This is a genomic window from Moorena sp. SIO3A2 (assembly GCF_010672265.1).
GTDB classification, from domain to species: Bacteria; Cyanobacteriota; Cyanobacteriia; order Cyanobacteriales; family Coleofasciculaceae; genus Moorena; species Moorena producens.
The window spans coordinates 120,825-142,386 of the sequence record NZ_JAAHHC010000011.1; the positions used below are offsets into that span (position 1 = coordinate 120,825).

Genomic DNA, 21,562 nt, shown 5'->3' on the forward strand with positions numbered 1-21,562 from the left:
TCCCGTCTTCACGAGCCGTGGCTATCTCTAGTTGAGGTCTTTGATAGACCTGACATGATAATGCGATGTTCCTTTGGAACCGCTTCGCGAACGCTATTTACTCGAAATCTTTCCGCTTAGGGTTACGAGATGGATCGTTTGACAAGAAGCCAAACACAAATAAGGCAATAAAGAAGCTAACCACTATATAAACAATGATTTTGAGTGTTGCCATGTTGAGTTCTCCCAAGAAGATATGAAATACGGAAGATGAAGTAGTACATGAGACATTGGTCTGATGGTGAAACTTCTAGAATTGGGAATCTAGATCAAAAACCATCTGATTTTGCGACACGACTAACTTCATACTTTTTTAAGATCATACCTAAAGGTGGCTCCCATTTAACCTTTAATATCCTTAAAACTGGCATAAAAGCTGGGTAAGCATTCAGCGGTCAGTGGTCAGCCGTCAGCCGTCAGCTTTGTGGCACAGGCTTCGACCCTGTGACTTTAATCGCTCGAACCTAACCCATAAGCTGATAACTAATAGCTGATAACTAATAGCTGATAACTGATAGTTTATAAATGATAACTGATTGCTGATTGCTGATTGCTGATTGCTTACCCAAAGCCGATGAGCGGATTTGAACCGCCGACCGTTCGATTACGAATCGAATGCTCTACCACTGAGCTACATCGGCACCAGTTTATTAATATAGCAAATATTACTACAGCAAATCAGTCAGGTAAGTTAGGGTAAAACATTCATGACCAACTCGAACTCAAAAAAACCTTACCCCAATCCCAAAGTCTCTGGGCAAAAAATCAATCCCGAGAAGTATGCCAGGCTAAAAGCAGAAGCCCAACATCCCTACCGAGGCTTAAGAAAGTTTATCTATATTGCCTTCGGTGCCTCTGGTTTTATCGGTGCAATGGTTTTTCTAGCCCAGTTAGCTGCTGGTAAAGCTGTAGCTACTGCCATGCCTAACTTGGCTCTGCAAATTGGTGTAGTTATGTTGATGGTTTGGCTATTTCGCTTGGAAAATAAGGCAGAACGCAAGTTATAGCAGGAAAACCATGATACTCGTCTGTAGAGCCACCAGAAACAGACCGCTTTTTGATTAGAAAGTACACTCAAGAAAAGTAAATTGTAAGCATTCAGCTATCAGGGGTCAGGGGTCAGGGGTCAGGGGTCAGGGGTCAGGGGTCAGGGGTCAGCACTCAGCTTTGTGGCACAGGCTTCCAGCCTGTGACTTCACTCAGATTAAACCAATCCTTACCTGTTTGATTCAAAAGCTGTTCCCGTAGCGTGCGCGTAGGGCATTAGCTGAATGCTGATAGCTGAATGCTGATAGCTGAATGCTGATAGATTAAGCCTCTTCTTCTCCTGCTTCAATGCTATCTGCTTCCTTGCTATCCACAGGAGCCACTGAGTTAGCTGAAACTACTGCTCCCATGTCCAGTTGTTGACGTACTTGCTGCTCAATATTCTCAGCAAACTCGGGATGTTCAACCAAATACTTAACTGTATTATCCCGACCTTGAGCAATATTGTCCCCATTGTGGCTATACCAGGCTCCCTTGCGCAGAATGACTTTGGTTTGTTCTGCTAAATCCACCAGACACCCTAAGCGGGAAATCCCTTGGCCAAAAATAATGTCAAACTCTGCAATGCGGAAAGGAGGGGCAACTTTATTTTTGGCAACTTTGACTTTGGCACGAATCCCATATTCCCCCTCGTTAGATTTTTTCAGGGTTTGAATTCGACGAATATCCAGGCGAACTGAAGCATAGAACTTAAGTGCATTACCACCCGTAGTCACCTCTGGGCTACCATAGGTGATGCCGATTTTTTGTCGTAGCTGATTGAGGAAAATAACAGTACACCCAGACTTACCAATGTTACCAGCAATCTTGCGGAGCGCTTTACTCATCAACCGCGCCTGTAAACCCACTTGGTTATCACCCATTTCCCCCTCAATTTCTGCACGGGGTACCAAAGCAGCTACAGAGTCAATAACAACAATATCCACTGCGGCAGAACGAACCAGTTGATCCACAATTTCTAGGGCTGATTCCCCTGTGTCAGGTTGAGATACTAAAAGGTTGGCGATATCAACCCCCAAAGCTGCCGAGTAGGTGGGATCAAGAGCATGTTCTGCATCAACAAACGCTGCAACTCCCCCAGATTTTTGCACTTCTGAAACGGCATGCAAGGCTAGGGTTGTCTTACCAGAGCTTTCTGGGCCATAAATTTCAATAATGCGACCTTTTGGCAGACCACCCCCCAAGGCTAAATCTAGGGTAATTGCCCCACTCCGAATGGTTTCCACTTTCATGCGGGTGGCATCACCCAAGCGCATGATGGCACCTTTACCAAAATTACGCTCAATTTGTTTTAGTACCAGGTTCAGAGCTTTTTCTTTTTCGGGACTGTTTGTGATTGGGGTAGCCATGGATGCCTCAAAAAGTTTACTGTATCGGGACTAATTAGGTAGTTTGAATTCTCCCCCTAAAGAAACATGGGGAATTGAGAGGGGATGTTGCTCAAGGAGTTAAAGACCGCCTACACGCAACCTTAAAAGTAGGATTGGACTAACACGCTTTGTGGTAGTTATTGCCACAGGAGGAGGGAAAATACCTCAACAACAGCTGTGCTGTAAATTTTAATTTTATTGAAATTAGGGGTTTTCACCGATCTGACTGATACTCTATATTAGGCCAACGGTTTGGTAAATCCCATCCCTTGTTAAGATTGGTGTTGTTCAATCCTTCTGGCTCTTAAATGCAAGGATCAGGCCAGACTATAGTTACTGATCCATTTTAACTGTTTAAGCTCCTTGAGCTCTCTGCAACACTGCTTGGTTAAGCTGGGTAGGAATGCTGAGGAGGATCAGTTACTTGAGTAAAGTATAGTACAAAAGTACTTGCTTGTAAAGAAATGATCTTAAAGGAACTAGTGGGATTTTCTCATAGGTCCGCTTTACCTTTTCCTTAGGATACGCGGGGCGCGAACGGGCGCGCACCTGTTGCTATGGGTATCAATCTTGGCATGGGCTACCCACTAGGAAATACTTTTGTTCAGGATTTAACTAAAATTGATTATATATAATCAGCAAAAGCCTTGAAAGGCCTTTGGCCACGCTACGCGATCAGTCACTAGGAAACATTCAAGAGCATGATGTGAAAAATTATTAATTTATTAACGATTACCGATACAATGGCCTCATCTACAATCAATTCCCTATTCTCAGAAGCAATTGTGTCGGTTGCTGGGTTAACCGACTATATCCAAGAGTTGTTAGAGGAAGATGACCAACTCCATAGAGTTTGGGTGATTGGAGAAGTCTCTAGTAGTAACCACCATCCAAAAGGGATGTTTTTTACCCTCCAAGACGGAGATGCCAAGGCTACTATACGGTGTGTAGCCTGGAGGAGCCAGTTAAGCAAGCTGGTGCAACTACCAGTAATAGGAGAACAATTGATTATTTTGGGCAGCCTTCGAGTTTATCCTCAGCGGGGACAGTATCAGCTGAATGTCTGGCAAGCCTTACCGGCGGGTGAGGGGTTGCAAGCCTTGCGCTCACGCCAATTACGTCAACGATTTGAAGCAGAAGGATTATTTGACCCACTACGAAAGCGCCCCTTGCCGATTCATCCTGAAACTATTGCTGTGGTTACCTCCCCCCAAGCTGCCGCTTGGGGAGATATTAAACGTACACTACAGCAACGGTATCCTGGTTTACGAGTCTTGCTTTCACCAGCTCAGGTTCAAGGAGAACTTGCGACCACATCAATAGTTAACGCTATTGATCGAGTCGAGCGGGATGGCAGAGCCAAACTGCTGATATTAGCTCGGGGGGGTGGAGCATCAGAGGATTTAGCTTGTTTCAATGATGAACGGGTGGTGCGAGCAATTGCTCAATGCTCAATACCGGTGATCACTGGTATTGGTCATCAACGGGATGAATCCTTAGCTGACTTAGTAGCTGACTACAGTGCTCACACCCCGACAGCAGCAGCGGAACAAGCTGTACCAGAACTGATCACCCTTTATGCTGAACATCAACAGCGGCAGACTAGCCTTTATCAAGCGGTGACTCAAATCACACAGGCATCTCGCCATCAACTGCACCATCTACGAACACGATTGCGACACCTAGCTCTAGACCAACAACTACACCAGGAACAAAATGCGATTGCATTTCAGCATCAGCGATTGTTGCAAGTGACATCAAAGCGTCTGAGCCAAGGGATCCAGCACTGTCAACTTCTCAAGGAAAAACTCAATACCCTTGACCCTCAAAAAGTCCTACAACGAGGCTATGCACTAGTGCGCACCTCAGATGGAACCATTGCTTCGTCTACAGGGCATTTGGCTCCTGGAGAAGAACTACAAATTCAGTTAGGTGAGGGTCAAGTTAAAGTCAAGATTATCGACATTGTTGATAGTTGACGGTTGACCGTTGACGGTTAAGCTAAAGCTTGTAAGGCTTGCTCTACAATAAGAGCCGCTTGGTCAACTTCCTGAGCTGACACAATTAGGGGTGGAACAAAGCGAACTACCTTTGGTCCTGCTGGTACCAACAACAAACTTCGTTCCATAACGGCTTTAACTACATCCACGGAAGTCAGATCGATATCTGATTTTAGTACAAGCCCATTAATTAGACCCCAGCCTCGCACTTCGTCAATAACTTCGGGATATTTCTGAGCGATCGCTGTTAGTCTGGTGCGCAGCTGCTCACCCCGCACCTGAACATTTTGCAAAATATTCTCCTGTTCCAAGGTTTTTCCTACAGATAGGGCGACTGCACAGACAAATGGATTACCACCAAAGGTGCTAGCGTGCTCTCCGGGTTGGAAGATATCACAGAATTTCTTAGACATCATTGCTCCAATGGGAATGCCACCAGCCAATCCCTTGGCACTGGTGAAGATATCTGGCTCTATTCCCAGATTCTGATAGCCCCAGTATTTACCAGTGCGACCCATACCCACCTGGACTTCATCCAGAATCAGCAGGATGCCAGTTTCATCACAGATCTCTCTAACTTGCTGGAAGTAGTCTAGGTCTCCTGGCCGAACACCTCCTTCTCCCTGTAATGGTTCCAGCATCACTGCTGCTACCCGGCGATTTCCCTCATCAATATCTGCGATCGCATTTTCCAATGCCTGAATATCGTTGTAGGGTACGTACTCGAACCCAGGTACCAAGGGGTCAAAGTTTTTCTGGTACTTAGGCTGGCCAGTAGCTGTGATTGTTGCCAAGGTTCGCCCATGGAAACTGGCCTGAGCGGTCAAAATCACTGGCTGTTCAATATCGAGCACAGTGTGGCCATATTTCCGTGCCAGTTTGATAGCAGCTTCATTAGCCTCCGCTCCCGAGTTACAGAAAAATACTCGTTCTGCACAAGAATGGTCAATGAGCCACTTCGCTAATGCCCCTTGCTCTGGAATGTAGTAGAGATTGGAAACATGGTTTAGCTTTTGGATTTGCTTAATTACCGTTTCTACCACAATTGGGTGAGCATGACCTAAGGTACAGGTAGCAATCCCTGCCACAAAGTCAAGATAGTCTCGCCCGGAAGTATCCCAGACATGGCAACCGGCACCCCGCTCTAAGGCAATAGGAAAGCGTCCATAGGTTTTCATGACCCTAGCATCAAATTCAGTTAGGTCATAAGGTGCACCCCCAGCCGGAGCTGACTCTGCCGGTCGGGTGGGATTGTTAACAATAGTTTCTGGGCTCACGAGCTTAGTCCTTGTGTGATTAGTGAACGGTCAAGGTTGGCTTGCTAGGCTTTACCAATGAGCGTATGGAGCGTTATGCCATACTATTTTCAATTGCCCAACGGGCTAATTCAGTACGGTTATGGAGACCAGTTTTCCCTAGCATGTTAGACACATGACTTTCTATGGTACGCTGAGAAACATTCAGCTGCTGAGCAATCTCCCGATTTGCCATACCTCTTGCCACAAACTGGACAACCTTCCGCTCAGTAGGAGTCAAATCAACATCGTAAGGAACGTTAATTCTGGGTGCGCTGTCTGGATTAGAAACTGTGAGCTGCATCATACGAGCAGTTTGCTTGAGGCAAGATTCCACCTGTGCTACCAGTTCTTCTGGCTCAAAGGGCTTAACCATATAAATATCCGCACCCTTATTGAGTCCTTTTATTCGATCTTGGCTTTGACCCTTGGCTGAGAGAAATAGTACCGGAATGCAGCTGGTGCGAGAATCATCTCTGACCTTTTCTACCAGGGTATAGCCGTCCATTTCTGGCATCATCACGTCACAGATAATCATATCAGGAATATCCTGCTCTAAAATGTCCAGAGCTTCTTTCCCATGTTCAGCGGTCATCACCTCGTATCCCCGAAACTCTAGGTAGTCCTTGACTAGCAATATGAGGTTGGGGTCATCATCAATCAGCAGCAGTTTTTGTTGCTCTCTTACAGCATTGTCCTTCATAACTGTAACGTTTTTTATACTTTGCTTGCTTAATTTTGTTAATAGTGGTAGTACCTCTTGCCTTTTCTAATGCCTGGAAGTTACCAAGCTGCTTTAACTCTCCAACCAATAATCCTACCTCACCATAATTAGGGTTGGTAAGAATTAGGGTTGGTAAGGAAAAGACTTAACTTGAACGTTGCACCGGGAACCCTAGGCTGGCCAAGTCAGTAGATTTTAGAACCCGTTGCGTCGCCAAGGTGGGCTTCATTACAACTAGGATGTTAACCTGCTTGGGGTTGGGGAGGAGCTGCTTCCATTGCCTGGTAGTCTAAAGCAGATGGTTGAAGAGTTTCTGGCAAAGGATGAACTAAAAAAGCATAGTCTTCTAAAACTTGGTTGCCAATAATATGCTCTTGAATAATGCGTTCAATCACCTCAGGAGTAGCACTGTGATACCAAACACCGTCTGGGTAAACTACCATGACAGGACCATAGGTACAGACTCGCAGACAATTAGCCTTGGTGCGAAAAATGCCACTTGGTTGAACATCCTTGGGCTGGTCTAGTTTTAGCTCTTTAAGGCGTTTTTTGAGATATTCCCAGGATTGAAGGCTAATTTCTTTTGAGCAGCATTTCGGTTTAGTTTGATCAGCACACAGGAAAATGTGGCGCTGAATTTGATTAAGCCCTAAGCTTTTTATGTTAGCAGCTAGGGTAATTTGCTCTGATGCTTCGATAGTGGAAGTGTCAGAATTATCAGAATTATCAGAATTATCAGAATTAGATGCTTGGGTAGCTTCAGGCTCAGTTTTGTCTGCTGGCATGAGTTTTAGGGCTTTTGTGTGAGGATGAGTTGAAAGTGCGAGGTCAGCTATCAGCGGTCAGTTATCAGCTATCAGCTAGCAGGGGCTTTAACTGCACGGCGTTGGATCAGTAAAACGAGCAGGGATTTTCAACCAGCCGTACCAGCACTCCCGGTGCTTGTTTACTACCGACCGTTGATTAAGTGACGGCTGATAGCACCTCAAGTAGCACCATCTGTAGCGCATTAGCTGAATGCTTAAAGGGGGAGAGTAACAACCTATCTGTTATATCTATTTGCTTGTCCTAGTTGTCAGTGGTCAGCAGTCCATTGGTTGCAGTGCTGGTTTTTTAACCAATTTCTGGGACTAATGTAAAACCTTCTAGGTGCCCTTGCCGTCGGCGAATTAAATTCGCCACGGGTCGCACCTGATGAAATAGGGACAAGCTACACCATACCGATACTGATACACAGATAATAACCCAAAGCTATCTGATCCGTGCATTTGCTATCTGTTAACCTGCTATGAGTTCGGGAACCCGTACAGAGGTATTTATTGCCATGTACTGCTGATTTTGAGTAAATTAGCACTCAGGAGCTGAGAGTGCTAAATCGGCTCAGATGAATCAGATGAAGTAGAGAGGAAAAACTGATATGGCAGCTGTAACTCTGAGTGTTTCCACCGTTAAGCCCTTAGGGGATCGAGTTTTTGTTAAGGTAAGCGCCGCTGAAGAAAAAACTGCTGGCGGTATTCTACTACCCGATAACGCTAAGGAAAAGCCTCAAGTTGGGGAAATTGTAGCCACCGGACCTGGGAAGCGCAACGATGATGGTTCTCACGCTGCTCTCGAAGTCAAAGTAGGGGACAAGGTACTTTACTCCAAGTACGCTGGTACCGATATTAAGTTAGGGAACGAAGAGTACGTTTTGTTGTCAGAAAAAGACATCTTGGCAGTCGTCAGCTAACACCTTGAAGGCAAACAAGTTGAGCCCTTAAACCCTCAACCCTTTTACCTTCAAGGCTTTTATCTTCAACCTTAATCACCGTTAGGAACTGAACTCAAAACCTATGGCTAAGCGCATTATTTACAACGAAAATGCTCGTCGCGCCCTAGAAAAGGGAATGGACACTCTGACTGAAGCTGTAGCTGTCACCCTTGGACCAAAAGGTCGCAACGTAGTGTTAGAGAAGAAGTTTGGTGCTCCTCAAATTGTTAATGATGGTGTCACCATTGCTAAAGAGATTGAACTGGAAGACCACATTGAAAACACTGGTGTTTCTCTGATTCGGCAAGCAGCTTCAAAAACCAATGATGCTGCTGGTGATGGGACTACAACCGCTACGGTACTAGCTCATGCTGTGGTCAAAGAAGGCTTGCGCAATGTTGCTGCCGGTGCAAACCCGATCGCCCTGAAGCGGGGTATTGATAAAGCTACTGCGTTTCTGGTGGACAAGATTGCTGAACATGCCCGCCCAGTAGAAGACTCTAAAGCCGTTGCCCAAGTTGGTTCTATCTCTGCGGGTAACGATGAGACCGTTGGTCAGATGATTGCTGACGCAATGGACAAAGTGGGCAAAGAGGGCGTGATTTCCCTTGAAGAAGGGAAGTCTATGACCACTGAACTAGAAATTACCGAAGGGATGCGCTTTGACAAAGGCTATATCTCTCCCTACTTTGCTACTGACACTGAGCGGATGGAAGCAGTTCTAGAAGAACCTCACCTCCTACTCACTGACAAGAAAATCACCCTGGTACAAGACCTGGTGCCAGTACTTGAGCAAGTGGCTCGTTCTGGCAAGCCGTTGCTGATTATTGCTGAAGACATTGAGAAAGAAGCCCTGGCCACCTTGGTGGTCAACCGCCTACGGGGTGTTTTGAATGTGGCAGCTGTCAAGGCTCCTGGCTTTGGCGATCGCCGTAAGGCTATGCTGGAAGACATTGCTACCCTAACTGGTGCACAAGTAATTACCGAAGATGCAGGTCTAAAGCTTGAAAACGCTAAGCTGGAAATGCTGGGTAAAGCCCGTCGTGTGACCATAACTAAGGACAACACCACTATCGTTGCTGAAGGTAACGAAAATGCAGTGAAGGGTCGTTGTGAGCAAATCCGCCGTCAGATGGACGAAACGGATTCTTCCTACGACAAAGAAAAACTGCAAGAGCGGTTAGCTAAACTGGCTGGTGGTGTCGCTGTGATTAAAGTCGGTGCTGCTACAGAAACGGAAATGAAAGACCGCAAGCTGCGTCTGGAAGATGCCATCAACGCTACCAAGGCAGCTGTGGAAGAAGGTATTGTCCCTGGTGGTGGTACAACTCTAGCTCACCTGACTCCTGACCTAGAAACTTGGGCAAACGAGAACCTGAAGGCTGAAGAACTTACCGGTGCATTGATTGTTGCTCGTGCCCTGTCTTCACCTCTGAAGCGAATTGCCCAGAACGCTGGTCAAAATGGTGCGGTGATCGCTGAGCGAGTTAAAGAAAAAGAATTTAACGTCGGCTACAATGCTTCCAATGGTGAGTTTGTAGATATGTTTGAAGCTGGAATCGTTGACCCAGCTAAGGTAACTCGTTCTGCTCTCCAAAATGCCGCTTCCATCGCAGGTATGGTGTTGACCACCGAGTGTATTGTGGTAGACAAGCCTGAGCCTAAGGAAAATACTGCTGCTGGTGCTGGTATGGGTGGCGATTTTGATTACTAAAGCCTACCGAATGAATTAAAGCACTCTAATTGGCATAAAAGATAGATACAGCTGCTTCTTCAACGAAGCAGCTGCTTTTTATTGCCGAAACAAACCCAGATTATCTAATCTAAGAGATACTAGAAACGAGCCTTGCAGCAGTTGAGATGGGACAGTTGCCTATGTCTTTGAAAATTGAATACGGACTCTTCAAGCTTGATTTCACTGACTACCACGCAGTTTTAGGAATTCCAGTTGATGCGGATGTTAAGGCAGTCCGTCAACGGTACCTTCAAATTGCTAGACGTTTGCATCCCGACAGTTGCAAAGCCAGTACCGAAGTGGAAAAAAATCAAGCAAATCTGCTGTTAACACGGCTGGTTAATCCTGCTTATGAACAGCTCTCTAGAGGTCATCGTGACTATGCTGCTAGTCTAAGTCACTTGAGTAAGCGGTTAGGGGCTCAAGGAGATAAAATTTCCCTGGCTAGCGCAACGGCTAAGCAATTATTACAAGCAGGGGCAAATTTAGATAATCTTTACAAAACCTCAGTTGACCACCTAGCATCAGAGCAATACCAAGCCCTTGACCAAGCCTTGGCAAAAATTGCCGAAATCAGTGAACTTAACCTAGTTTATTTGATGTGTAAAAGTGGTAAGGGCGAAACGGTAAAAACTTCTGTCTCAACCCCTGTGAAAACTCAAGCAACTGGTGTGACCCAGCCAAATAGTCAGACTACTACCGGTGCCACATCACAGGGAGGGTCGGTTGGGACTAAGGGAGTATCACGAGTGGATAGCTATATCCGCCGTGCTGAAGGATATTTGGTGAAAAACAATTTTGCTGCGGCAGTTTTGGAGTTGCGAGAAGCTCTGAAGTTGGACCAAAACAATAGCGACTGCCATAGTTTATTGGGAATTGCTTATTTGAAGCAAAATAAGGGGACAATGGCTAAAGTACACATTAATAAGGCGTTGCAATTGAACCCTCAGAACGAAAAAGCATTGAAGGCGAAACAGATTCTAAATGAATTAACCCCGAAAAGTGCCGGTAGCCAGCCAAAGGTTTCGCCTGAAGCAGCTAAAGGGAAACCGTCCAATAAATCTGGTGGTGGCTTATTTGGTGGTTTATTTGGTGGAAAGAAAAAGTAATGATTCATCAACCACCCCCAGGGGCAAGGGATTTACTCCCCCTAGAAGTTACCCAAAAACGCTGGATTGCTAACCACTTACAGCAAGTATTTCACCGCTGGAGTTATCACCGGATTATCACATCAACTCTAGAATGGTTGGATACCTTGATGGCAGGAGGAGCTGTCGAACGTTCCACGGTCATCCAGTTGCACGATGCTGAGGAAGGAACGCTGGGGCTACGTCCAGAATTAACGGCATCCATAGCCAGAGCAATGGTCACTCGTATTGCTGGCAGTAATAGTGAAGCCTGCCTATCCTTACCCCAGCGACTCTATTACAATGCCAATGTATTTCGCAGACCAACTATAGGTAACCACGGACGTCAACTAGAGTTTTACCAGTCGGGAGTAGAATTATTGGGAGTTGGTGGGCTGTTGGCAGATGGGGAAATTCTGCTGTTGCTAGCCGATTGTCTTAATAATTTAGGGTTGCAGCAGTGGCACCTGATTTTGGGGGAAGCTCGGCTAACGCGATCGCTTTTGTCTCCCTTCCCCAAACCTATGCAAGACAAGGTTCGTCAAGCCATTGCCTATCTTGACCGTGTTAGCCTAGAAACGTTACCCCTATCCCCAGAATTACGAGAGCGGGCATTGTTTCTCTTTGACCTGAGGGGAGACCCTGCTGATGTTTTGCAAAAGGTTGCCAGCTTGGATTTAGACTCATCAGAACACGAGATTGTGAGCAATCTCAAATCCCTGGTGGAACTTTTAAATAGTAGTTCCGCTAGCCCCTTACCGATTGTTCTTGACCTGACCTTAGTACAAACCTTTGACTATTACACTGGTATTGTCTTTGAAGTAGTCAGTAGTAGCGAGGGCTCTAGCCGAGTTTTAGGCCAGGGAGGGCGGTACGATCAATTGCTGAGTCTATATCATCCTCAAGGAGAAACCTACCCTGGAATTGGTTTTTGCCTCAACCTAGAAGACCTTCATTATGTCTTACTGTCGAGTAATCAACTACCCAGTCGGACACCAGCTAGTGATTGGTTAGTGGTGCCAGAATTTCCCGAGGCTGAGGCGGTAGCTTTTACCTATGCCCAGAAACTTAGAGATTCTGAGCATTTGGTCAGGGTAGAGATGGATTTAGGGGGACGCTCACCAGCACAAATTAGAGCATACGCCTTGGGTCACGGTATCACCTACATTGCCTGGGTAGAAACCGATGGCACTCCTAGGATTGAGACCGTGACTAAGAAAGCGTGAAGTATTTCATAGTTCACACTTCCTAGTTCAGTTAACTAATCCTCAGCAAAAACATAGCGATGTAGTTCGCTAGGGTCAGGTTCAGGACTGGCTTGGGCAAACTCAACTGCATCATTAATGACTTCCTGGATTTTGCTCTCAATGGCTTTGAGTTCTTCGGGAGTAGCTAGATGATTTTCTGTCAGGTAACTTGCCATGTTTTTAATGGGATCACGAGTTAACCAGAATTCCTTCTCTTCTTTGGAGCGGAGTTCATCGGGATCAGCCAGAGAGTGACCTCGGAAGCGGTAGGTCAGGGCTTCAATAAGGGTTGGGCCTTCTCCTGCACGAGCCCGAGCGATCGCTTCTTGGGCAACAGTTCTGACAGCCATTACATCCATGCCATCGACTTCTACTCCAGCCATACCGAATACACTGGCTTTTTTGTAAATTTCTGGCTGGGATGTTGCCCGTTCATGAGCCATCCCAATTGCCCACTTGTTGTTTTCCACAACATAGATAACGGGCAATTTCCAAAGGGCTGCCATATTCAAACATTCAAAGAACTGACCATTATTGCAAGCTCCATCACCAAAAAAGCAAACGGTGACTTGATCAGAACTCTCATCACCCAAGGCTTCGCGACGGTATTTACTTTGGAAAGCACTACCCGTGGCCACGGGAATCCCCTCAGCTACAAAGGCATAACCTCCCAGGAGATTATGTTCTTGTGAGAACATATGCATTGAACCACCGCGCCCCTTGCTGCAGCCTGTGGCTTTGCCAAATAACTCTGCCATCACTTCCCGTGCTGGCACTCCTGCACTTAAGGCATGGACGTGGTCACGATAGGTGCTACTAACAAAGTCTTCACCAATACGCAACGCCTTGATGACTCCTGTTGACACTGCCTCTTGACCGTTGTAGAGGTGGACAAAACCAAACATTTTGCCCCGATAGTACATTTCAGCACATTTGTCCTCAAACAAGCGCCCGAGCATCATATCCTCGTAAAGGAGTAATCCTTCTGCGCTGGTAATGGGGCTGTAATCCTCTACTTTAGGTAAAGTTCTTTCCTGAGCCATTAATTTGTCCTATACTTGTCGCAACACTATACTGGCATTTCGCCAAACTACTTGTTTAGCCAATTTAAGCAAAGCTATCATAAAGTTTCACTCAAGCCTACAGGATTTCTCTTTTAGGATTTCTCTTTTAGGTCAAGCCTAGAGCGAATAGTTAGGTCAAGTTGAGTTGAGTGAGAATCACACTACTGCTTGACAATCAATACTGTTTAGTTTAGTAAAAGTTAATTAACAAAACTCGCGGAATTACCCACCTTCTTCCAAGGTGGGCTTGAAGTTACCGTAAGGTAGGGTCGCGGCTTGAGCGTCGGCAGGATATGCATAAAAGGTAACGGCGCTTTTGTAATAAGGCGACCCAACAATCAGGTTTCGTATCCGGGATGGATAGCGAGACGATAACTTGTGATGATTCGTGCTAAAATGAAGATGGTCGCTGAGCCGCCTGACCGACTAAAAGGCTACCTTATAAACGGTCTAATATACTATCAGTTTTTAGACCTGGAGGTATACAAAGTAAAGCGCGGAGCTCAGGAAAGAGACAAGCCCCGGCTGGTTAGCCACAGTGCTGTAATTCCAAGACTTGTCTGTCGTAAAAGTATACGTCGATAGAAGGCGGATGTCTGCCTGTGGACGCTGAGTAAGACCAAAATTAGCGCGGCTTTTTGAGGCGTCGGGGACGCGCGCGGGAAGCCCAAAAGACGAATAAGACCGTCCCTGAATTGACCTGAGAGTGGTTTGCCCCAACCGTGAGCGTTGCAGGTTGGGGTACTTCACAGGAGATGATCCAGTTGCTAAAATAAATAGTATTTAGCGACTCGACAAAACCGGTTAGCTGCGATACTGTGTCTTTTAAAGTGACAGATAAATAGCTATAGCCAGTTTAGGGAGTACGATATGGGCTATCATCAACTCATTCAGTTGCTCGAAAAGCTGGGGAAGTGAACCGTGCGCATTCCGCTCGATTACTACCGCATATTAGGATTGCCGATTCAGGCTACAGCCCAACAGCTCAGCCAAGCCTATCGTGATCGTACCTTACAACTACCGCGCCGAGAGTATTCGGAAGCAGCAATAGCCTCTCGTAAAACACTCCTTGAAAAAGCCTACGGGGTTTTGAGTGACCCTGAAACAAGAGAGGAGTACGATGCTGGCTTGATTGCCAAAGCTTATCAACTCCAAGAGCAACACCCATCAGTGGCGGGTGCTCCTGGTACTAATCAAACAGTAACAGGTGAAACCGTCGAAGCTCAAACTCCTACGATTGAGATTGATAACGACCAATTACTCGGAAGCTTACTGATTCTTCAAGAACTTGGGGAATACGAACTGGTTCTAAAACTGGCGCAACCGTTACTGGAAAAAGGTGACAGCGTTGGATTAAGTCAGGGGAAATTGGGGGATCCCCAACTTGTTCAACCCGACGTGGTTTTGACCTTAGCTATTGCCTGCTTAGAGCTAGGTCGAGAGGAATGGCAGCAAGGGGAGTATGAAAACGCAGCTATGTCCCTAGAAACTGGACAACAATTACTCCTACAAGAAGGCTTATTTCCGAGTGTTCGAGGGGAAATCCAAGCAGACCTCTATAAACTTCGCCCTTATCGGATTTTAGAATTATTAGCCCTGCCAGAAGAAAAAGCCATTGAGCGGCGCAAAGGCTTGCGGTTGCTCCAAGAAATGTTACAGGAGCGTCGAGGGATCGATGGCACTGGTAATGATCAATCTGGTTTAGGGATTGATGACTTTCTACGCTTTATCCAACAGTTGCGAGGCTATCTTACCTCCAACCAACAGCAAACCTTATTTGAAGCTGAAGCACGACGTCCTTCAGCTGTTGCTACATACCTAGCTGTTTACGCCTTACTAGCAAGGGGATTTGCCCACAGAGAACCGGCTTTGATTGCTCGTGCCAAGAAAATGCTGATGCGTTTGGGTAAGCGGCAGGATGTTCACCTAGAACAAGGGGTTTGTGCTCTGCTTCTCGGCCAAACGGAAGAAGCCAGTCGTGCCTTGGAACTGAGCCAGGAATACGAACCCCTAGCTTTCATTCGGGAACATTCTCAAAATTCCCCAGACTTATTGCCAGGATTATGCCTCTACGGAGAGCGTTGGCTACAAGAATCTGTATTTCCCCACTTCCGGGATCTGGCCAATCAGAAGGTGTCTTTGAAGGAATACTTTGCTGATCAGCAAGTACAAGCCTATCTAGAAAATTTACCAGATTCATCTGAGGAAACTAGCAATCAGTGGACGGTTGTACCTTCCCAAACAACCACCTATGCAACGGTAGGCTCTTCTAAAAGCATCCTGGGGCAAGATAGACTAAGCAATGGCCAAGGCTCACAGACAACGGCAGAACCAGTAACGGTGGGGTCAAGGTGGCCAAGTGGGGCGTTGGCAAACGGTGTTAGTCAAAGCCGAGTCAATAGCGATCGCTTCACCACTAATGGGGTATCAACTTTGCCTACAGCTCAAGGGATATCCCACTCATCAAATGGCTCAGAACCACAAACCTCTCAGGACTTAGAGTCAAAAACCACAGGCTTGCGGAGTCATGGACGGCGTCGTAGGCGTCAGTCCTTAGGTAGCTTTCTGGGTGGTGGGAAGTCAGGCAAAACCCTGGATAGTCACAATTCAACCGCCTCAGGTGGGTGGTCTAGAGGCGGTTCTTTGGTCAAAGACTCCTCAAGTCAGCGGAGCAGTCTGAATCATTCATCCCCTGATCGTATGGAACCTTCACCAGAGCGATTCCAACCAGGGGCTAAACTAAGACGTCTGATTTTCCTGAGTCTTTTAAGTTTGCTAGGACTGGGTATCCTGCTGATGTTGCTCAATAAAGCTCTCAAAAGTTTTTCAAAACCACCGTTAGAGGGAGAACAACCTTTTGTTCAGCTTGACCAACCTCCAGTCCCGATTCCTCCGACAGGCAGTGGGCTGATCGCTCCGAGTGGTCCTCTAAATCAAGAAACGGCTCAGCAACTCATCGAAACCTGGTTAAATACTAAAAAACTTGCTTTTGGACCAAAACATGAAGTAGGGCAACTTAGTAAAATCTTAGCTGAGCCAGCTCTGTCTGTCTGGCTCAAAAGTGCTAAAGCGGCTAAAACCAAGAACTATTACCGGATCTACAAGCACACGGTCAAAATTAACTCAGTTGAGACTAGCACATCGAATCCTAATCAAGCTGTGATAGATGCTGCGGTGAAAGAGCAAGCAAAGGTATATCAAGATGGTATGTTGAGTCCGGCAGCTTCGAGTAATGACAACTTAAGAGTCAAGTATGACTTAGTACGCCAAGGGGGTCAGTGGTTAATTAAGGGTTGGATGGTAAGATAACTAGAAACATATCTGACCAGTCAATTCCTGTCGAAAAGAAAATGGAAAAGTAATGATTATTCCTGTTGATTATTGATGATGCGATTAGCTTTGCCTTGCCACGCTTCGCTCACCCTTGAGGAAAGCAGCCAAATAGTCTTGCTTATCCTCATTAAGGCTAAGAGATAAATGATTAATGAAGAGTGTCAAGGATAAGTAGATCAGGGCTTCATCCTTCTTGGATACGGATCACTGATGGTGCCTAACTTGATAATATTGATGACTGAGTCCTTAGGTGCGCTTTCCGCATCTAATTATTAAATTCGCCACGGGTCGCACCTGAGGAGTGATGTGATAATTTCATGACATTTTGAGTCCCGATTTTCTGGTAAATGCGTGAATTTACCGAAAATCGGCTTATTTACCCCTTGACCTGACCCAAAAATTCCTTGTTATATATAGTTGATCAGAGGATCCCATAAAAATGCTGGTTTGTTAGTATTTCACCAAATTATAGATGGCTGACTTGAACATATTGTTGGTATAAAAAATCACTGAAATGTCGCAAGGGTAGACGGGCAATTTCCATTAAAGTCTGGGAATCAAGAAGGATAAAAACTTTAGTCAGGTCTGACCTTTAGGTAAGTTTCATAGCAACCAAAACTTTTTTTAATTAGGTGCGCTTTCCGCATTAAGAATTAAATTCGCCACGGGTCGCACCTCAAGATTGACATCAGTAATCTATCAGGCAACCTAACAACGTATAGAACAGAAATCATGGCAAAAGAAGGAACTCCCCTAGAAGAAATGACTCTACGGCAATTACGTAGAGTTGCGAGTGAATATGGTATATATCGATACAGTAGAATGCGTAAAGAACGCTTATTGGCGGAAATTCAAGCAATAGAACGTCACAAAAGGTCTACCACTCCATCGCCGATAATTGAGGCACAAGCAAAGGAGGAATCAAGCCAGTTTGAATTAGCTCAACAAGAGCCGACTAGTGATAGTCTAGTTTCTGTTGATGAGGGATTAGCAGAGCTACCAGAAGGTTATGGTGAAAGCCGGATTGTGCTAATGCCTCGTGATCCACATTGGTCTTATGCTTATTGGGATATTCCCAATGAACATAAAAAAGAACTGCGCTCTCAGGGAGGTCAACAACTCGCTCTAAGGCTCTATGATGTTACCGCAATCAAACTGGATTATCAAAGTCCCCATAGTATCCAAGAATATCCCTGTGATGAGCTAGCGCGAGAATGGTATCTACCCATGCCAGTTAGCGATCGCGATTATTTAGTTGAGATTGGTTATCGCTGTGAAGATGGTCAATGGCTAGTTCTGGCCCGTTCAGCACCTATCCATGTTCCCCCTGCCTATCCCTCTAAATGGATGGAAGACCAATTCGTCACGGTCAACTGGGATGATAATCTACAGGGTAAGACTGTCCTAAAACTTGTGCCGCCTAGCCAGACAGCTAATGGGAGTAGCTCGGAAATTCCTGATCGACCTATCTATGGGGAAATCTTTGGCATAACTCAATCTGGGGAAGCTCAGGCAGTAGCTGATTCTGTTTATAGTTCTATGGAGCAAGCACCAAGGTCAGCAATAAGTTCCAATCCTTTCCCTTCGGGTATTGGTAAGTGGCTTTCTCCAAACATGTCGGGAGCTGGTTTCAATGCTTCTGCTCCCCCCGCTCGTTCTCCCGAATTGTCCTTAGTGGCAAATGAAGAGCTAATTATTCACGGAAGCATCGATCCTGATGCTTCCGTTACTATTGATGGACGTCCAGTCAAGATTAACCCAGACGGGACCTTCCGCTTGCAGATGTCTTTCCAGGATGTCCTAATTGACTACCCAATCATGGTAGTGTCAGCGCATGGCAAGGAAACTCGCTCAATCCATATGAAGTTCATCTGCAAGACGCAATCATGCCATACTGATCTCGTGTGCAATTGAACACAATTGTTGAGTATACTCCCCACCCATCATTATTCACCCATACTTTAGAAGTTGGGTGGGGTAAGCCAAACCAGCTTTTACATGGTGAAGGGAACAGTAAACAGGGAATAGGTAATAAGGAAAAAAATATCTGTACCTCATAGCTGTGATAAACGCTATATAGCGACCTTAAATCAGTTGTGGCAAGTCAAGGGCTTGAAACCCAGGTATAGCAAGAATCACGTTTGGATAAAATTAGCACAACCTATTTAGGATTGCTATAGTTCAAGAAGCAGCATTGGCCTATAATAACCTCAGAATTCACACTTCATACTTCTAAGGAGTTCCCCCGACACTAGCCGGGGGATTTTTTTGCCAAAAGTCAATAGGTGCGCTCTTACCATTAAGAATTAAATTCGCCACGGGTCGCACCTCAAGTGTGCTTAATTGGTTATGATCGCAAGTGGTTTGAAGAGAATAACAACTCATCTCAAGTCCGTTAGGTGCGCTTTCCGCATCTAATTATTAAATTCGCCACGGGTCGGACCTGTTGAATACCCACAGGTTAGACTGACACCGGAAAAACCACCACACGGTCAGACAGGGTAGAGATTTTGATTATGGGTAATTAAACGAATTTGATATAAGCTATAACTGCGATAGACGATGGTGATAGTTTTTTGGAATTTTTGAACTAATCAGGGTTAGGCTTTTTAGTGGCGTTTACGTTTGGACCATTCGTTGTCACCCAAAATCCCTAGATATCCCCACCCAAGGAGAATAAAAAACCCGATGCGCTCGAAGATCGGATTGCTTTGGCATCAGATGTTAATTCAAATTGTGCTTATAAAGTATTTCTTAAATAAATTCATATCAAATAAATTTACACCGTTGTATTTAATAATTGCCTGTACCAGTTGTAATGATGCCCTAGCAGTAACCCTAACTTCTTTGCCAAGCAATCATAGATCTCTAAGAGCAAGTAAACTTCTGCTTAAGCAGCAGGAGCATAAAACCGCTCAGGAGTCAGTAAAATTGGTTGATGGAAATTATCAAAATCAGATAGCTGAACTATTAGCGCCCATACTATCAGATTCAGTTGGACCAGTTATACTAGAAACTCAAGCCACTACACCTGCTAGACTAACTGCTTTGGACTCTAAAACCATTCAAGTTGATAAAATTGAAGTCATTGGTAGCACCATCTTTTCACCAGAGCAGTTTAAGCTGATTATACAACCCTATCAAGGACGCTCCCTGACTATTGAGCAACTAAGAGAAGTCGCGGATGCTATTACTACCCTTTACCTCAAGCAGGGCTATATTAACACTAGAGCAATTCTTCTTGCTGAGCAAACGATTGACATTACCAAGGGCATTGTTACAATCCGTGTTATAGAAGGGGGTATAGAAAAGATCGAAGTTGAAGGAACACGCCGCCTCAATCCCAACTATATCCGCAGCCGTGTCCAGTTGGGTACCGGAACACCATTCAATACTACTGATTTGGAAAAACAATTACGATTGTTACGGCTTGACCCAAAGTTGGAAAGTATAGAAGCGAGCCTCCGCAAAGGAACAAAAGTAGGACAGAGCATTCTGATTGTTCGTGTTGTGGAAGCTAATCCGTTCAAAGGAAGTGTAGGGGTTGATAATTACTCACCTCCTAGTATTGGTTCTGAACGAATCAGCTTTAATCTTCGCCATCTCAACCTAACTGGCAATGGGGATGAAATTTCCTTCACTTATCGCCGTTCGACCACTGGCGGGTCTAATATTTTTGATTTTGGCTATCGCTTTCCCCTCAATCCCCGAAATGGTACCTTAGAACTGCGAACAGTGATCGACCGTAATCGGGTGACTCAAGCACCATTCAATGTTTTTGATATTGAGGGAGAATCTGAGCTATATGAAATTCGATTTCGTCAACCGTTGTACCGCACACCTCGGGAAGAATTTGCTCTGTCTCTAGGATTCAGCTACAGAGATGGTCAGACTTTTTTGGGTGATGAGCCTCTTGGGTTTGGCTTTGGTCCAGATCAAGATGGCTCGACTACCCTGAGCGTGATTAAGTTTGAACAAGAGTATCTACGTCGGGATTTGGAGGGAACTTGGTTTTTGCGATCGCTTTTGAGTCTCGGAACTGGGTGGTTTGATGCCACTATCAACCCCGATCCTATACCTGATGGACGCTTTTTTCGCTGGGTAGGTCAAGTACAGCGGTTACAGATTCTCTCAGAGGATAATTTCTTAATTATGGGAACCGAGGTTCAGCTTACCCCCAATAGCCTATTGCCTCCCCAACAATTTTTACTTGGCGGTGGTCAATCGGTGAGGGGCTACCGTCAAAATATCAGAGCAGGGGACAATGGAGTACGGTTTTCTATAGAAGACCGTATAACTTTACATCGAGACGTAGACGATGACCCCGCATTACAACTAATTCCGTTTTTCGACATGGGTTATGTATGGAATAACCCTGATAATCCTAATACGTTACCGTCACAGCGGTTTTTAGCGGGTATTGGCTTAGGGCTAATTGTGCAACCAGTGACAGGGCTTAATCTGCGACTTGACTATGGCATTCCTCTGCTTGAATTGGATGATCGCAGTAACAATGCCCAGGATGAGGGCTTCTACTTCAATGTTCGCTATCAATATTAAACTATTTAAACTCTGACGATTAAGGTTAATGGGCAACCGTTGAGCGTTAACAGTGAATAATATCAAATCCAGTTGAATACCCATACTTCCTGGTGAAAAGAGCAGGGGGCGCAGGGGCGCAGGGGTACAGGGAGAAAAAGATTTTCTCTAGATATCGTAACTGTGGGCAATTATCCGGATTTGATATAAAACCTGATCAAATACGGACTAAATTACTATAATTAGCGGCAACTCGCTATCTTAACAATACAGACTTTGAACAACAGATCTT

At 45.4% G+C, this 21,562-nt stretch carries 15 protein-coding genes and 1 tRNA gene; 9 read left to right on the top strand and 7 right to left on the bottom strand.

Annotation, left to right across the window (positions count from 1 at the left end):
* Window positions 1-97 precede the first annotated feature (97 nt).
* Both F6K64_RS14395 and F6K64_RS14400 read right to left on the bottom strand, forming a co-directional pair.
* Window positions 98-214, bottom strand: coding sequence for a photosystem II reaction center protein I (locus tag F6K64_RS14395; protein ID WP_071986807.1), 117 nt, complete (start codon window positions 212-214; stop codon window positions 98-100).
* Between the two features lie 394 nt (window positions 215-608).
* Window positions 609-680, bottom strand: a tRNA-Thr gene (locus tag F6K64_RS14400).
* A gap of 66 nt (window positions 681-746) precedes the next feature.
* Here F6K64_RS14400 and F6K64_RS14405 point away from each other — a divergent pair.
* Window positions 747-1,046 carry a DUF3493 domain-containing protein gene (locus F6K64_RS14405; protein WP_008180324.1) on the top strand — a complete coding sequence of 100 codons (300 nt, stop codon included), beginning with the start codon at window positions 747-749 and terminating at the stop codon, window positions 1,044-1,046.
* A 303-nt stretch (window positions 1,047-1,349) separates the two neighbouring features.
* Here the strand turns inward: F6K64_RS14405 and recA are convergent, their stop codons facing one another.
* Window positions 1,350-2,435, bottom strand: a complete 1,086-nt coding sequence (gene recA, locus F6K64_RS14410) for a recombinase RecA (protein ID WP_008180323.1) — start codon at window positions 2,433-2,435, stop codon at window positions 1,350-1,352.
* 764 nt (window positions 2,436-3,199) lie between these two features.
* On the opposite strand from recA, the gene xseA reads away from it, so the two are divergent.
* Window positions 3,200-4,435 (top strand): exodeoxyribonuclease VII large subunit, encoded by a 1,236-nt coding sequence (gene xseA / locus F6K64_RS14415; protein ID WP_287265672.1) that lies wholly within the window; start codon window positions 3,200-3,202, stop codon window positions 4,433-4,435.
* Between the two features lie 17 nt (window positions 4,436-4,452).
* Here xseA and F6K64_RS14420 read toward each other — a convergent pair whose 3' ends face one another.
* The 3 genes from F6K64_RS14420 to F6K64_RS14430 form a co-directional block, all read right to left on the bottom strand.
* Window positions 4,453-5,733: an aspartate aminotransferase family protein gene (locus tag F6K64_RS14420; RefSeq protein ID WP_287248905.1), complete on the bottom strand. Its 1,281-nt coding sequence runs from the start codon at window positions 5,731-5,733 to the stop codon at window positions 4,453-4,455.
* 73 nt (window positions 5,734-5,806) lie between these two features.
* The gene (locus F6K64_RS14425; protein WP_008180320.1) at window positions 5,807-6,454 is read right to left on the bottom strand and encodes a response regulator transcription factor; all 648 of its coding nucleotides are present in this window, start codon (window positions 6,452-6,454) and stop codon (window positions 5,807-5,809) included.
* A gap of 263 nt (window positions 6,455-6,717) precedes the next feature.
* Window positions 6,718-7,260 carry a (2Fe-2S) ferredoxin domain-containing protein gene (locus F6K64_RS14430; RefSeq protein WP_287265674.1) on the bottom strand — a complete coding sequence of 181 codons (543 nt, stop codon included), beginning with the start codon at window positions 7,258-7,260 and terminating at the stop codon, window positions 6,718-6,720.
* Window positions 7,261-7,892: 632 nt separating this feature from the next.
* Between F6K64_RS14430 and groES the strand changes: the two genes are divergently transcribed.
* The 4 genes from groES to F6K64_RS14450 all read left to right on the top strand — a co-directional run bounded on the left by groES (window position 7,893) and on the right by F6K64_RS14450 (window position 12,313).
* Window positions 7,893-8,204, top strand: a complete 312-nt coding sequence (gene groES / locus F6K64_RS14435; protein ID WP_008180318.1) for a co-chaperone GroES — start codon at window positions 7,893-7,895, stop codon at window positions 8,202-8,204.
* Between the two features lie 103 nt (window positions 8,205-8,307).
* Window positions 8,308-9,939 (top strand): chaperonin GroEL, encoded by a 1,632-nt coding sequence (gene groL, locus F6K64_RS14440; RefSeq protein WP_008180317.1) that lies wholly within the window; start codon window positions 8,308-8,310, stop codon window positions 9,937-9,939.
* Window positions 9,940-10,100: 161 nt separating this feature from the next.
* The gene (locus tag F6K64_RS14445; RefSeq protein WP_044492359.1) at window positions 10,101-11,069 is read left to right on the top strand and encodes a J domain-containing protein; all 969 of its coding nucleotides are present in this window, start codon (window positions 10,101-10,103) and stop codon (window positions 11,067-11,069) included.
* A complete protein-coding gene (locus F6K64_RS14450; RefSeq protein ID WP_008180314.1) occupies window positions 11,069-12,313 on the top strand; it encodes an ATP phosphoribosyltransferase regulatory subunit in 1,245 nt (414 codons plus the stop codon). The genes F6K64_RS14445 and F6K64_RS14450 overlap by 1 nt, the downstream gene beginning before the upstream one ends.
* A 35-nt stretch (window positions 12,314-12,348) precedes the next feature.
* Here F6K64_RS14450 and pdhA read toward each other — a convergent pair whose 3' ends face one another.
* Window positions 12,349-13,377 carry a pyruvate dehydrogenase (acetyl-transferring) E1 component subunit alpha gene (gene pdhA, locus F6K64_RS14455; protein ID WP_008180311.1) on the bottom strand — a complete coding sequence of 343 codons (1,029 nt, stop codon included), beginning with the start codon at window positions 13,375-13,377 and terminating at the stop codon, window positions 12,349-12,351.
* Window positions 13,378-14,319: 942 nt separating this feature from the next.
* Between pdhA and F6K64_RS14460 the strand changes: the two genes are divergently transcribed.
* The 3 genes from F6K64_RS14460 (at window position 14,320) to F6K64_RS14470 (ending at window position 21,291) form a co-directional block, all read left to right on the top strand.
* Complete coding sequence (locus F6K64_RS14460) at window positions 14,320-16,707, top strand: IMS domain-containing protein (RefSeq protein WP_044492352.1); 2,388 nt, start codon at window positions 14,320-14,322, stop codon at window positions 16,705-16,707.
* A 756-nt stretch (window positions 16,708-17,463) separates the two neighbouring features.
* Window positions 17,464-18,645: a DUF4912 domain-containing protein gene (locus tag F6K64_RS14465; RefSeq protein WP_008180305.1), complete on the top strand. Its 1,182-nt coding sequence runs from the start codon at window positions 17,464-17,466 to the stop codon at window positions 18,643-18,645.
* A gap of 873 nt (window positions 18,646-19,518) precedes the next feature.
* Entirely contained in the window at window positions 19,519-21,291 is a 1,773-nt protein-coding gene (locus tag F6K64_RS14470) for a ShlB/FhaC/HecB family hemolysin secretion/activation protein (RefSeq protein WP_008180301.1), read from the top strand.
* The last annotated feature ends 271 nt before the right edge of the window (window positions 21,292-21,562 follow it).

Bases quoted from the DNA above. Each gene is read 5' to 3' on its own strand.
- groL (WP_008180317.1), top strand. From the start codon at position 8,308: ATGGCTAAGCGCATTATTTACAACGAAAATGCTCGTCGCGCCCTAGAA.
- F6K64_RS14430 (WP_287265674.1), bottom strand. From the start codon at position 7,260: ATGCCAGCAGACAAAACTGAGCCTGAAGCTACCCAAGCATCTAATTCT.
- F6K64_RS14465 (WP_008180305.1), top strand. From the start codon at position 17,464: ATGGCAAAAGAAGGAACTCCCCTAGAAGAAATGACTCTACGGCAATTA.
- F6K64_RS14405 (WP_008180324.1), top strand. From the start codon at position 747: ATGACCAACTCGAACTCAAAAAAACCTTACCCCAATCCCAAAGTCTCT.
- F6K64_RS14450 (WP_008180314.1), top strand. From the start codon at position 11,069: ATGATTCATCAACCACCCCCAGGGGCAAGGGATTTACTCCCCCTAGAA.
- F6K64_RS14425 (WP_008180320.1), bottom strand. From the start codon at position 6,454: ATGAAGGACAATGCTGTAAGAGAGCAACAAAAACTGCTGCTGATTGAT.
- F6K64_RS14395 (WP_071986807.1), bottom strand. From the start codon at position 214: ATGGCAACACTCAAAATCATTGTTTATATAGTGGTTAGCTTCTTTATT.
- groES (WP_008180318.1), top strand. From the start codon at position 7,893: ATGGCAGCTGTAACTCTGAGTGTTTCCACCGTTAAGCCCTTAGGGGAT.
- pdhA (WP_008180311.1), bottom strand. From the start codon at position 13,377: ATGGCTCAGGAAAGAACTTTACCTAAAGTAGAGGATTACAGCCCCATT.
- F6K64_RS14445 (WP_044492359.1), top strand. From the start codon at position 10,101: ATGTCTTTGAAAATTGAATACGGACTCTTCAAGCTTGATTTCACTGAC.
- xseA (WP_287265672.1), top strand. From the start codon at position 3,200: ATGGCCTCATCTACAATCAATTCCCTATTCTCAGAAGCAATTGTGTCG.
- recA (WP_008180323.1), bottom strand. From the start codon at position 2,435: ATGGCTACCCCAATCACAAACAGTCCCGAAAAAGAAAAAGCTCTGAAC.